Below are 12,841 nucleotides of genomic sequence, written 5' to 3'. Positions count from 1 at the left end.
AGGGAGAACGGCGGGGGTGCCGTCCGTTATTCCAGGGAGATGTACAGGTCTTGGGGTCCCGCAAAGTACCTGAGTATTCATCGAAGCCAGGTCTCCAATTTGTGTGGCTAGTTTAGTGCAAATAGAAGAATTTATATGTTGTACTCGATAATTTATTAGGACGGCAAAGCCGTTTCTACTTGTTCTGTCCGCTCTCGGCCTTCAACTTGGCGATCAGCTTATCGCCTTCGACATCGAGATTCGGCAGCAGGCGGTCCAGCCATTTCGGCAGCCACCAGGCTTTGTCGCCGAAGACGGCCATGACGGCCGGAACCAGCGTCATCCGGACAATGAAGGCATCGATCAGGATGCCGAAGGCCAGTGCGAAGCCGATCTGCTTAATCATCGCATCGGGGGCGAAGATGAAGCCGGCGAAGACGGAGACCATGATCACGCCTGCAGCGAGTACAACGCGGCTGGCCAGATCGTAGCCGTGAACAACACTGTCCTTGCCATGGCGGCCGTGGACATAGGCTTCCCGCATGGAGCTGACCAGGAAGACCTGGTAATCCATGGCGAGTCCGTACAGAATACCGGTAACCAGGATTGGCATGAAGCTAAGCAGCGGTCCGCCGGTATCGAAGCCGAACAGCGAATGCAGCCAGCCCCACTGATAGACGGCGGTGGTCACGCCGAAAGTGGCAAGAATACTTAGCACGAAGCCGACAGTCGCTTTGATTGGCACGATAATCGACCGGAACACCAGCAGCAGAATGATCAGCGACAGGATTACGATGATCCCGATGTATACAGGGAAGGCATCGGACAGCTTGGAGGACATATCAATATTGATGGCGGTGAAGCCGGTCACGCCAAGATTAATATTGTTGCCGGTGGTCAGAGCGGAATTCGGATCACGCAGCTCCTGCACCAGATCTCTGGTTGCGGTGTCAGTGGGACCCGTCTTCGGAATTAGGCTGATAATAGCGATATCGCCGGTGGGACTGACTCCGAGCGGAGAGACCAGGGTCACATTATCGTGCATTTGCAGCTCCTGAACCAGCTTGCCCAGGACCGGCATGGAGATCTTCTCAGACGGATTCTTCGTCTCAGCGACCAGCAGCAGCGGGCCGTTGAAGCCTTCGCCGAACCCTTTGGAGATGACATCATAGCTCTGGCGGGCCGGAGTATCCAGATTCGCCGAGGCGCCGGAAGGAATACCCAGCTCCATCTTGGTTACCGGAATTGCGGCTGTGCCAAGCACCAGCACCACGAGCACAATGATGGCCCAGCGGTATTTCACTGTAGCATTCGCCCAGCGGTGGGAGAAGCTGTGCTGTGATTTTTTGGCGGCGGTGCTGTGCTTGGTCCGGGCTTTGGCGGTGACGATCTTCTCACCGACCAGTCCGAGCAGTGCAGGCAGCAGGGTCAGGGCAAGCAGGACATTGATCAGCACGCTGGCAGCAGCCACAAGTGCCATTGTCGATAAGAAGCCGATGCCAATGACGAGCATGCCGCACAGGGCAATAATTACGGTCAGACCGGCGAAGAATACGGCGCTGCCGGCGGTGCCGAGTGCCCGGCTGGACGCCTCTGCCGCGCTTAATTTCTCATCAAGGATCAGACGGCGCTGCCGGTTCACAATGAACAGTGAGTAGTCAATCCCTACCGCGAGACCGATCATTACGGCAAGCACCGGTGTAATATCGTTCATCTGGATCAGGCTGCCGAGGGCAAAAGCACCTCCGACGCTGATGCCGACACCCAGAAGCGCAGTCAGCAGCGGCAGGCCTGCGGCTACGACTGAGCCCAGCGTCAGGAACAATACGATGGCAGCCACGGCTACGCCGATAGCTTCCGTGGAGCCGATGGCTGGCATGCTTTTGAGCGAGTCGCTTGGAATCGCTGTAATTCCTGAACCGGACTGTTCTACTTCGGTTACAGTATTGATGATGTTATCCGGTACATCCGCTGGCAGGGATGTCTGTTGAACGGTGAACTGGAACTGGAACAGGGCAATGCTGCCGTCAGCCGACAGCATGACGCCGGGAACGGGCATCCCGTCGGCCATCAGCGGGCCGAACGGGGCTGCCTGAGCCGCAGCGCCTTGACCCGCAGCAGCGGAAGGATCGGTGGCAGCGCCTTGGCCCGCAGCGGCGGAAGGGTCGGCGGCAGCGCCTTGGCCCGCAGCAGCGGAAGGATCAGCGGCAGCACCCTGGCCCGCAGCGGCGGAAGGGTCAGCGGCAGCGCCTTGGCCCGCAGCGGCGGAAGGGTCAGCGGCAGCGCCCTGGCCCGCAGCAGCGGAAGGATCAGCACCGGCACCCTGGGCCGCAGCAGCCGCTTGGGCTGCCAGCTCCATAGGGTTGATGACATATTCCATGTTGTACACATCATTAATGGCTTTCAGGAGCAGAGCGGTACGCTCAGGCGTATCGAGACGTTCTCCTTCCGGTGCAGTGAAGGCGATGCTTGCCTGCCCTCCGGCAGCAGCGGGTAGCTCTTTTGTCAGCTTATCCAGCACCTTTTGCGACTCTGTGCCTTCAATTTTCATCTCGGAGCTGGACTGAATGCCGTTGACTCCAATCAGGGTGCCGACAACTCCGAGTACGATGATCCAGACGGCAATGAATGCCCAAGGCTTGGCATACGCCGATTTACCTAAGCGGTATAGAAAGGTAGACATGTAATGGTTTCTCCTCTTTATCTGTGAATTTAGAAGCCGTTGCGTAAATAAGCAAACATCGAATTCAGATATTGGTCAAAAGGCATAGCATCGGAGCCTTCGCTCTGCTGTTCACCCGGCAACATCACGTTGAGCCGTCCGTCCAGAATGGGCACGAAGGCTCCGTAGACGGCACCCACCAGCAGGTGGGTATATCCATCGGCATACCGTCCACGGGTGAACTGCTCCATCACCTCACGGGCAGCGATTTGCAAATACCGGAAGACATTAAGAATGTAAGGCTCCAGGGACGGGTATTGGTTCGCCAGCGACACGAACTGCCGCAGTTTATGCAAGAACTCAGAGGTGAATTGCAGCTGAAGCAGGTTGTACAGGGCGTCGAGCGGTGTAGCATCCGGCGGCAACCCGGCAAGCAGACTTTTATCGTCTTCCTTAGTAGCACTACTAATGAAATAGGACGCCACAGCTTCCTCCTTGCAGGAGAAGTAATTGGCAAAGGTCCGCCGGGAGTATCCGGCCTTCTGTACCACATCGTCCACAATGAAGCCGTCCATGCCATGTTCAAGCGCAAGCTCAAAAGCCGCTACGGCTAAGGCGTAGGCGGTTGCTTCCTTTTTTTTGTCCCGCAGATTCAGTTTGGAATTCAAATGTCAATGTTCCTCCTTCCCTTAGGATCTATAGGTTCTATTATTGCTCAAAGGGAAAGATTGCACAATGAGCATCTAGTGACGGAAGTGTGAATGTTTTAATTTTGAAATAGTGTATTGGAGAAATAAGATGGGGGATGAGGGATTGAGTTGGGAGGAAGTCATTGAGAGGATAATGAGAAGGAGTGAGTAGGTGAGTGGGTGAGTAGGTGAGTAGGTGAGTAGGTGAGTAGGTGAGTGGGCGAGTGGGTGAGTAGGTGAGTAGTAAGAGAGAGGAAGAGTGAAGTTGGTGTAAACAGACGATAGCGCGAGCAAATCACCGGGCGGTTAAGAGCCGAACTGAAGAATGCGCCTTCATTCCCGAAGGGACGATATTTTTGGCTTCTTTTGTCATCCGTGAGGTTTTACATTAAATGGCTGCAGGCGTAAGATTCAATCATCAACTGAATGAAATGACACTGTTCTTGAAATGGCTGAATTCCGTAACGGGAACGGGGGAACCAACTGGTGCAGGCGGCGCGGCTTAAGTGTTGGCTGCTGAGTACCCGGGGTGAATCCTTGCCAGTGTGCTGCTTTAGCTCCGGTAAGGTAGGGCAATCTCGCTGCCCGAATCCGTCAGCTAACCCCGTAAGCCTCGAAGAGAGAGGATGAGCGCCATGATCGATTAACCGACCACGGAGAGCCCTGCTGCTGCTGTGGTTTTTTTGCTGTACGTGAAAGGGATAAATCCCTCAGATAGGCTAGAGTTAGCCGGGGGTGAAGAGTGGGCAGGAGATAGCAAATGAGATGCATTAGTGCACCTGAATTCCAGAAAAGTTGGCTAATTGAGCAAATGAGGAGCATTAGTGCACCTGAATTCCAGAAAAGTTGGCTAATTGAACAAATGAGGAGCATTAGTGCACCTGAACCAGGTTGCACCTCTCCCCCACTAACCAGGCAGTCCAAAGTGGAAGGTAGGTGAAATAGTGACGGAGAGAAGCACAATTAAGTCACATAACAACACTAATTAGTCATTTTGGATGCCGGAATATTCATTTTGTGGACCACAATAGTCCGTTTGTGCATCACCCAAATAGTCAGCTACTACATCATCACAATATAACGAAAGGAGGGGATTATCATCGCAACTGTATTTATCATCTGCTTCTGGGTCGGACTCCTGCTTATTCTCAGCGGCAGCATACATGGGCACGGACTGGCGGGACATCTGCATGTCGGGGGAGGGGATGCGGGTGGGCCGGGCTTCCTGCCGATTCTTCCGCTGATGGTGTTTGTCACTGTCTGGGGCGGCACGGGTTATGTGCTTACCCGGTTCAGCGGGATGCACCTGCTGCCTATAGTGCTGGTCTGCACCCTGACCGCCCTGTTGCCGGGCATTCTGCTCTACACGGTGCTGGCCCGGGTGATGACCCGGTATGACAGCAGTATGAGTGAGTCGGATTATGATCCGGCAGGCCAGCTCGGCTATATCAGCATTGCCGCAGCAGATGGGGCGGTGGGAGAGATGAAGTATGTGCTGCACGGGACCATGCGCTCCATCGGCGTGCGTGCGGAGCCTGGCCAGCAGCTGCTGCGGGGCGACCGGGTGATTATTGTGAAGACGGATAAGGGAATCGCAGCGGTTACTCTTTTCGAGAGGGAAAGCGAACAATATTAATGGGGAGTGTCGGAGCAAATGTTAATTTTATATGTAACCGGAGCTATTGTTGTAGTGATTCTGCTGGCGTTAACCAGTATTGTGACCGCGTATAAGAAGGTACCGCCCAATCAGGCTATGATCGTATACGGCCTCGGCGGCAAAAGAGTGGTCCAGGGCGGCGGGACATTCGTCATCCCCGGCTTCCAGAACAATAAAACCATCTCCATGATGCTGATGAGCTTCGACGTCATTCCGGCGCAGGCAATGTTCTCCCGGCAGGGTATCAAGCTGAACCTGGAGGCGGTCGCCCAGATTAAGATTAAAAGCGATCCAACCGCGATTCTTACAGCCAGCGAGCAGTTCATCGACCGGCCGGAAGAAGACCGCGAGACGATTATTCTGCATTCGGTGGAGGGACATCTGCGCGGCCTGATCGGCCAGCTCACCGTAGAATCTATCCTCAAGACCCCTGACGAGATCAACAGCAAGATGCGGGAGACCTGCTCGGAGGACCTCGACAAAATGGGGCTGGAGGTGGTCAGCTTCACCATTAAAAAGATCACGGACGACAAAGGTTACATCGACAATATGGGGGTGCCTGAGATTGAGCGCATCCGCCGCGACGCCAGCATTGCCAAGGCCGAAGCCGAGCGCGACATTCAGATCAAGCAGGCCGAAGCGGAGAAGGAATCCTCGATTGCCAAAGCCAATGCCCATCAGGCGACCATCGAAGCGGGGACCGCTGCGCGTGCGAAGGAATCCCTGTTCGAGAAGGAGCTGAATATTAAGCAGGCGGACTTCAAGCTGGAGACCGAGGTGAAGAAGGCGCAGGCGGATCTGGCGTACGAATTGCAGCAGAATAAGATCAAGCAGTCACTGGTTACGGAACAGGTCAAAATCACCCAGATGGAGGCCGAGGCCAACCGCACCGTCCGCGAGATTGAGGTGGAGCTGAAGCAGAAGGAGCTGGAGGCAACGGTAATCAAGCCTGCCCAGGCGGAGAATCAGGCGACCATTATGAGAGCGGAAGCCGCCAAGCAGCGGCAGATTCTGGAGGCGGAAGCCGACGCAGCTACAACGACCAAGCGCGGACTGGCCACAGCGGAAGCGGAGCTGGCAAAAGGAAAGGCGAATGCGGAGATCGTCCAGCTCGCCGGAGCGGCGGAAGCGGGAGCGCTGCAGAAGAAGGCCGAGGCATACAAACAGTTCACCCAAGCTGCCCTGACCGTCGAGTTCCTGAAAATCCTGCCTGAGCTGGCAGACAAAATCGCTTCCCCACTGGCCAAGGTAGATAAGATCACTGTCATTTCCCAAGACGGGGCTTCCGCAGGCGTGAACAAAATCACCGGCGATATCGCCAAAATCATGGCCCAGGTGCCTGAGCTGACCAAGACCCTGACGGGTATGGATGTAACAGAGGCGCTAAGCGGGTTGTTTGGCCGGGAGCATGAACAGGGGCAGGAGTAGGAAACGAGGCAGATAATAAGTAGTTAATTAACCGGCAGCAAGCCCATTCCAAACTATATCACTCCACAAAAAAAAGCGTCAGTCTCCAAAAGGAGGCTGACGCCTGTGGTATGTCTGAAGCTGTACGAAGCAGCAACAGTGAAAATAAAGCTGCAGATCAGCGCTGCACTGCTCTAAGGCGGTAGGTGCAGCTTGCGTAGTCTCCACGCAGATCGGAGACGACGAGACCCATACGCATGAGGCGGTCGCCGCCGAGCGGTGTGCCGTCAAAGGCCGGCTGGAACGGAGCGGAGCTGCTGCCCGCCGCAGCCGCATGTACTTCTGCGCCACCGTGCAGATGCTCGTTGCTGCCTTTTGCCCCCGTCTCCAGCACGTAATCCAGCTCCGGGTTAAGACCTTTGAGCATCAGGCGCGAGATCGGCGGGTTAGGCTTCGCAAGTACGCGGAAGTAAGCGACGAAGGCCTCGGTCTGATCCTCGCTGACGAACATCCAGGCTGTTTCTCCGCTGCCTTCGAACGGGCTCAGCAGACGGTACATATCCCCCTGTTGCACCAGCGTGCGGATCTCCTTATACTGGGCAATCTGCCGGGCGGCCAGGTCCTTCTCGGCTTCGGTGAACTTGGTGAGGTCCAGCTCATAGCCGAAGTTACCGCTCATCGCCACATCGCCGCGCATAGCGAGGGAGGTCATGCGGTCCACCTGATGGTTCGGAACGTCAGACACATGCGCGCCCATGCTGCTGGCCGGGTAGACGATGCTTGTGCCATACTGGATCGCCAGGCGTTCAACCGCATCGGTGTTGTCGCTGGTCCAGGTCTGCGGCATATAGAACAGCATGCCCGGATCGAACCGGCCGCCGCCGCCGGAGCAGCTCTCGAACAGAATGTCAGGGAAGCGCGAGGTGAGGCGTTCCAGCAGATTATACAGGCCGAGCATATAGCGGTGGGCGGTTTCTTTTTGCCGCTCCGGGGCGGCCTTCGCCGATGCAATCTCGGTCATGTTGCGGTTCATGTCCCACTTGATATAGCGGATCGGCGCACTTGCGAAGACTGCGCTTAAGGTCTCGTACAGATAGTCGCATACTTCCGGGCGGGAAAGGTCCAGAATCAGCTGGTTGCGGCCTTCCGTGCGGCGGCGTCCTTCGGCATGCAGGCACCAGTCCGGGTGCTTGCGGTACAGGTCACTGTCTGGCGAGACCATCTCCGGCTCCACCCATAGACCGAACTGAACGCCTTCCTTGTTAACCCGGCCTGCCAGAGCAGCGAGACCCTCAGGCAGCTTGCGGCGGTCCTCAAACCAGTCACCGAGCGAGCTGTTATCCTTGTCACGCTTGCCGAACCAGCCGTCATCGAGGACGAAGAGTTCAATGCCTAGCGGACCTGCTGCTTTGGCAATGGTGGCGATTGTGTCTGCATCGAAGTCGAAGTAGGTTGCCTCCCAGTTGTTGACCAGAATCGGCCGGGCCTGATCACGGTGAACACCCCGGCAGAGCCGGGTCCGGTACAGACGGTGATAGGTGCGCGACATCCCGCCGATGCCTGTGCCCGAATAGACAAGCACAGCTTCCGGGGTCTGGAAGGATTGGCCGGGTTCCAGCAGCCAGGAGAAGTCGAAGGGATTAATCCCGATGCTTACCCGGGTCTGCCCGAACTGCTCCACCTCGGCAGTGGCGCTGAAGCTGCCGCTGTAGACGAGGCTGAAGCCATAGACATCACCCTGGTCTTCATCTGCACCCGGGCGCAGAAGCGCGAGGAACGGGTTGACCTGATGGCTGCTTGATCCGCGGCGGCTCTCCAGCGACAGGGCTGCCCCCGGAGTGAGCGGCCGGCGCTGAACGTGGCGTTCTCTCGCCCATGCACCGCTCAGATGTAGGGTGTCATAGGCGGAATTTGCGAAATCGACCGATGCACTGAGCGCTTGCTCCAGCCGGAGCGGAGCTTCGCCGTGATGCTCGAAGCGGACGGAGCGGGTAATCGCCTGATGGTCCGCGAACACCGTATAGAGCAGTCTGACTGTCAGTCCGGCGTAGTCATCCTTCAGGGTAAGCTCAAGCGTGAGGGCTTCTGCTTCACTCTCCGCATAGACTGCAGGCAGTCCGTCCAGGGCCGGTTTGCCCGGTGTGATGACATATCCTGCATATTGGAGCTCGGAGATCCGCGTGCCATCGGCAAGCTGAACCTGATAAGCCGGCCGCCGGAAATCACTTGTACCATACTGCGGATACTCCTGGGGCAGGGCATCCAGCGAGAGCTTGGGCTTCTGCGGCAGCGGTGTCGGCGAGAAGGAGGCGCGTTCACGCAGCTCCAGTGCTCCGGCCAGACTGTCATCATGACGGAGCTGTGCGCCCCAGTAGACATGGGCAGGGTAACCCTCTACCAGTTGGATGATATAGCTGGTGTCTTTGGACTGAAGGTGAAACAGCCCTAGCGATTCATCTGCATAAATGTTCATGATCATAACACTCCTTGTGTGATGGGATAAGGTTCGATGATCTGGACCAACTTGAGTGTTGCTCCTGCGGAACCCTTGGAACAGGCGTAATAACGATTGCTGTGTAGCTTGTCTGCGTTAATCCGGTGTCCCGCCGCTGGTCTCGCGGACAATCAGCTTCGTGCCGATCATCGTATGCGAAGGAGCTTCGCGTCCTTCGAACCGTTCGGCGAGCAGCTGAACCGCAGCTTTGCCCATCTGTTCGGGATAAGCACGGACCGTTGTCAGCGGGGGCTGGACATAGGCAGCCATCTCGATATCATCGAAGCCGACGACAGCCATCCCGGCAGGCACTTGTACCCCGTGATCATGCAGGGCACGCAGAGCGCCGACCGCCAGTGGATCACTAGCCGCGAAGCAGGCTGTAGGACGCCTTACGCCTGACAGCAGCTCGCTCATCATCCGGTAGCCGTCAGCACTGGTCCAGCTCCCTGTACGGATCAGCGCCGGATCATAACAGCCCTGGCTCTGCAACATCCGGGTGTAATGATGCCTCCGGCGCTCCCCTTCGCCCCCGCCCCCGATGAAGGCGATCTCGCGGTGGCCCAGCTCCAGCAGATGGCCCAGCGCCTGATCGACAGCCTGCCGGAAATGCGTCCGCACAGAGTCATACTCCGGGCGCTCCGAATATTGGTCGACAAGCACGGTGGTGCCTGGGTCCGGGTGCAGCTTAGCCAGCTCTCCCGGCTGGAAGCTCCCGCCGACTACGATAAGCCCATCACCGGCGGCCCGGAGCGGGGATGGCATGCTGTACCCGCGCAGCGTCTGGCCCAGCCGGATGCCCAGCTCCTCACAGCGCAGCTCCACGCCGCGCCGGATTGAGCCGTAATAAGGGTCGTCCCGTTCCTCTTCGGCTGTACACCAGAGCAGAAGCGAGACCGTCTTGCTGCCCAGCTCGTTCTCCCGCTTCAACTGCCGTACCCGGGAGGGTTTGTAGCCAAGCTGCCCGGCCACGGCAAATACGCGGCTGCGTGTCTCCTCACTGACCGCCAGGGACAGGTCATTATTTAGTACTCTTGATACGGTTGCGGCCGATACGCCGGCTTCACGGGCGATGTCTTTGATCGTTGCCAAGCTGCTTCACGCCTTTTAGTTAATAAATTTACTAAATCTTCGCTTTTATCCTATCATCCCTTTGCTGTTCTTTCAAGCAGATTTTGAGGAGCGCTTACATTAAGATGTAGCAGCGTTTCATGGGTTGGTAAGGGCGACGACTACGTATGGCTAGTCCGCTGCCGGATCAATGTCCTATCGCCGCCGCCTTGCGGACTGGAGGGCCCTTATCTTCGCTAATTTTGCCTTCCGTCTGGACGAAGAGGACTCAGAATCCGTTAATGATCCACATTCCCCTCGTTTACAGCTATACAAGGCAACATAACGGTTTCTGAGTCCGCCAAACCCGGAAAAGTCTATTTTTTCACGCAATAGCGTCCTATGAGTCCGTTAGATGCCTAAAGGTCTCTAAGAGGAATTTGCACAAAGGTTACAGCAGGCTTTGCTGTGTTGTTCGGCTCCTGCTTCTTCGGAAGAGACTGACGCCGCCCGTTATTCTGTGTGTAAGCAACTAAAAAGAGGCAGCCTCTGCAGGCAGCCTCTGTCATCTGATCCCTATTATTCTGCGGTACGCTCCCCGAATAAATGCCCCACAATCAGATCCGCGCACTCTTCAGAAGTGTTCTCATGCGTATCCACCTTAAAGCTGTAACCGATGTTACGGGCCATCAGCTTATGCTGCTCCTCAGACTGCTCTTCGCTTCGGTGTTCCCGGGCCAGGTTGCGCTGGCGGCAAATGTCCAAGGGGCAGAACACTTCCACAATGGATAGCGGATATCCGGCGAAGATATCCCTGATCTTCTCATAATGAGGCTCAAGTCCGCGCCGTTCCACGATGATGCCGTCAATCAGCACATGCTTGCCATGATCCGAGAATAATTTGGCGGTATGATACATCAGGATAATAGCTTCACTAAGATACTTCCAGTAATCTTCACGCAGGTAACGTTCCCCGATCGTTTCTTCGAACAGATCATTGGCTACTACATAGAAGAATTCCGGCGATCTCGCTTGTATGGCGTCGACTATTGAGGTTTTGCCGGAACTGGTAACTCCGTTTAGAAATACGATTTGTCCAAATATAAGAATTTATATGTTTCACTCTATAAATTGTCCTTCTATTTCTCGCTGAAACGGTACCGTCCTTTAAAAGGACGGCAAAGCCGTTTCTACTTGTTTGTTCATTTGCCGTTACTTCCTTTCGTCCCCCGTTTAATTTCCTCCTGAATTCCCTTCCATTTGCTGCATATAATCCCGGGGGGAGAGCCCGGTGACCTTCTTGAATACCTTGCTGAAATAGAAGGCGCTCTCATAGCCAAGCTTCTGGGAGATCTCGTAGATTCGGCCTTCGCCGCGGACCATCATTTCTTTGGCGGCGGTGATTTTGGTCTCTGTGATATACTCGACATAGTTCACTTTGGCGACCTTGGAGAACAGATGGCTGAGATAGTTGGGGCTGAAGTTGAACACATCCGCGACCTGATGGAGCGAGAGCTTGGTGCCGAGATTTCTTTTGATATAGTCCTGCACATTCTTCACGACCTGCTCCTTGTAGCTCTGTCTGCGGGTGGAGAGCATACTAACGCAGCCGTCCCGGAACTGGATCAGCCAGCCGGTAATCTCTTCAATGGTATGCATCTGATAGATCGCCCGGTAGCCCTCCGGCTCATGCTCGAAGATCTGCTCCACCATGTTCTCCCCATCCGCAAGCAGGGAGGTCGCCATGTACAGAATGTTGCAGGCGGCATCGGTGGCGGGAACGAGCAGGTCGGCCCGTCCATCGAAGATCTCAATCATCCGGGAGATGATGCTGTGCAGGGCGCGGGTATCCATTTCTTCAAAAGCCCGGCGGATCTCAAGGCGCGACTCCGAGAAATCGAACAGCAGCTGCTCCTGCAGAGGGGCTTCGCCTTCTGTGAAGAAGACGAAGGAGCGCTCCTTCACGGCGGCGGGCAGCGCTTTGCGGGCAGCGAGATAGCTCCCCTGCAGCAGATAAGGATCTTCCACCGCGAAGCCAATCGCGCCGATGATGGTCACATTGAAATAATTATGCAGCACGGAAGCCATATCCGCCAGCAGCTTCTGGATGTCTGCCATCCAGAGCTGCGGATCGGTGCCCGGCACAGGCAGGGCCAGCGCGAAGTTGCGCAGATCCAGACTAGTTACATAACAGGCGCTGAGGGAAGAGAGGGTATCCTTCGCCATCTGTACGGTGCTTGAGCATAGGGCAACCAGCTTATCCCCGCGCGGCGGGACGGTGTCCGGTCCGAGAATGCGGCAGGTACAGACGAGATAGGCCGGCGCTGACAGGTCCACCTCCAGGTCCTCCTTTTGCAGCAGATACTGGTTCTTGTTCTCGAACAGGTTATTGAACAGCCGGATGAAGAATTTATCCCGCTGGGCCTGGAGATCGCCGCGATGGACCAGCTTCGGATAGCTCTCCATAGTCTGGTACTCCTCCAGGATAGCAAGGGCCCGGCGGATCGATTCAGCCAGCGCATCCGGGGTCAGCTCCAGCTTCACCAGGTAATCAGTGGCCTGGACCTCAATCGCTCCGCGCGCATACTGAAATTCCTCGTAGCTGGTCAGCATTATGAACAACGGAAGCCGCCCGTACTTGCGGCGGACCGATCCGGCGACCTCCAGGCCGGTTTTGATCGGCATTTTGATATCGCTGATTACAATGTCCGGGCGCAGGTTGTCGATCATCTCTTCCTCCTGCGCGCCGTTGTGGGCGATGCCGACAATCTCAATGTTATATTGCTCCCATTTCAGCATGGACTGGAGTCCGATGCAGACCAGGGCTTCATCATCTGCGATCAATAATTTGATCAAGCTCATCACATCCTTGCTCAGTTTGCTGAAATGTAAACGAATGATTA

9 protein-coding genes and 1 riboswitch are annotated in these 12,841 nt (G+C 56.0%); of the genes, 2 read left to right on the top strand and 7 right to left on the bottom strand.

All coding sequences use genetic code 11. From position 1 onward, the window contains the following. Positions 1 to 175: 175 nt before the first annotated feature. The 3 genes from MHH28_RS12680 to MHH28_RS12670 form a co-directional block, all read right to left on the bottom strand. Positions 176 to 2,662, bottom strand: a complete 2,487-nt coding sequence (locus MHH28_RS12680) for an MMPL family transporter (RefSeq protein ID WP_405115383.1) — start codon at positions 2,660 to 2,662, stop codon at positions 176 to 178. 29 nt (positions 2,663 to 2,691) lie between these two features. Continuing rightward, the gene (locus MHH28_RS12675; protein ID WP_405115380.1) at positions 2,692 to 3,309 is read right to left on the bottom strand and encodes a TetR/AcrR family transcriptional regulator; all 618 of its coding nucleotides are present in this window, start codon (positions 3,307 to 3,309) and stop codon (positions 2,692 to 2,694) included. A gap of 461 nt (positions 3,310 to 3,770) precedes the next feature. Then, positions 3,771 to 3,958: riboswitch (cyclic di-AMP (ydaO/yuaA leader) on the top strand. Between the two features lie 357 nt (positions 3,959 to 4,315). Next, positions 4,316 to 4,522 carry a hypothetical protein gene (locus MHH28_RS12670; RefSeq protein ID WP_405115378.1) on the bottom strand — a complete coding sequence of 69 codons (207 nt, stop codon included), beginning with the start codon at positions 4,520 to 4,522 and terminating at the stop codon, positions 4,316 to 4,318. A 51-nt stretch (positions 4,523 to 4,573) separates the two neighbouring features. On the opposite strand from MHH28_RS12670, the gene MHH28_RS12665 reads away from it, so the two are divergent. Together MHH28_RS12665 and MHH28_RS12660 are read left to right on the top strand one after the other, a co-directional pair. Continuing rightward, positions 4,574 to 4,966, top strand: coding sequence for a hypothetical protein (locus MHH28_RS12665; RefSeq protein WP_405115376.1), 393 nt, complete (start codon positions 4,574 to 4,576; stop codon positions 4,964 to 4,966). Between the two features lie 18 nt (positions 4,967 to 4,984). Continuing rightward, positions 4,985 to 6,415, top strand: coding sequence for a flotillin family protein (locus MHH28_RS12660; RefSeq protein WP_405115374.1), 1,431 nt, complete (start codon positions 4,985 to 4,987; stop codon positions 6,413 to 6,415). A gap of 157 nt (positions 6,416 to 6,572) precedes the next feature. Here MHH28_RS12660 and MHH28_RS12655 read toward each other — a convergent pair whose 3' ends face one another. The 4 genes from MHH28_RS12655 to MHH28_RS12640 all read right to left on the bottom strand — a co-directional run bounded on the left by MHH28_RS12655 (position 6,573) and on the right by MHH28_RS12640 (position 12,794). Continuing rightward, complete coding sequence (locus MHH28_RS12655) at positions 6,573 to 8,867, bottom strand: alpha-galactosidase (RefSeq protein WP_405115371.1); 2,295 nt, start codon at positions 8,865 to 8,867, stop codon at positions 6,573 to 6,575. A 117-nt stretch (positions 8,868 to 8,984) separates the two neighbouring features. Further along, positions 8,985 to 9,980 carry a substrate-binding domain-containing protein gene (locus tag MHH28_RS12650; RefSeq protein ID WP_405115369.1) on the bottom strand — a complete coding sequence of 332 codons (996 nt, stop codon included), beginning with the start codon at positions 9,978 to 9,980 and terminating at the stop codon, positions 8,985 to 8,987. Positions 9,981 to 10,517: 537 nt separating this feature from the next. Beyond that, a complete protein-coding gene (locus tag MHH28_RS12645; RefSeq protein ID WP_405117046.1) occupies positions 10,518 to 11,030 on the bottom strand; it encodes an AAA family ATPase in 513 nt (170 codons plus the stop codon). Between the two features lie 141 nt (positions 11,031 to 11,171). Next, positions 11,172 to 12,794 carry a response regulator gene (locus MHH28_RS12640; protein WP_405115367.1) on the bottom strand — a complete coding sequence of 541 codons (1,623 nt, stop codon included), beginning with the start codon at positions 12,792 to 12,794 and terminating at the stop codon, positions 11,172 to 11,174. Between the last annotated feature and the right edge of the window lie 47 nt (positions 12,795 to 12,841).

It is taken from the genome of Paenibacillus sp. FSL K6-1217, assembly GCF_045040735.1.
Taxonomy (GTDB): Bacteria; Bacillota; Bacilli; order Paenibacillales; family Paenibacillaceae; genus Paenibacillus_AQ.
The sequence above is the reverse complement of the archived record's forward strand: the minus strand, read 5'-3'. Positions and strand labels throughout refer to the sequence as shown.

Coding starts and splice junctions, on each gene's coding strand:
- MHH28_RS12670 (WP_405115378.1), bottom strand. CDS start 4,522: ATGCAGATGTCCCGCCAGTCCGTGCCCATGTATGCTGCCGCTGAGAAT.
- MHH28_RS12680 (WP_405115383.1), bottom strand. CDS start 2,662: ATGTCTACCTTTCTATACCGCTTAGGTAAATCGGCGTATGCCAAGCCT.
- MHH28_RS12660 (WP_405115374.1), top strand. CDS start 4,985: ATGTTAATTTTATATGTAACCGGAGCTATTGTTGTAGTGATTCTGCTG.
- MHH28_RS12665 (WP_405115376.1), top strand. CDS start 4,574: ATGGTGTTTGTCACTGTCTGGGGCGGCACGGGTTATGTGCTTACCCGG.
- MHH28_RS12655 (WP_405115371.1), bottom strand. CDS start 8,867: ATGAACATTTATGCAGATGAATCGCTAGGGCTGTTTCACCTTCAGTCC.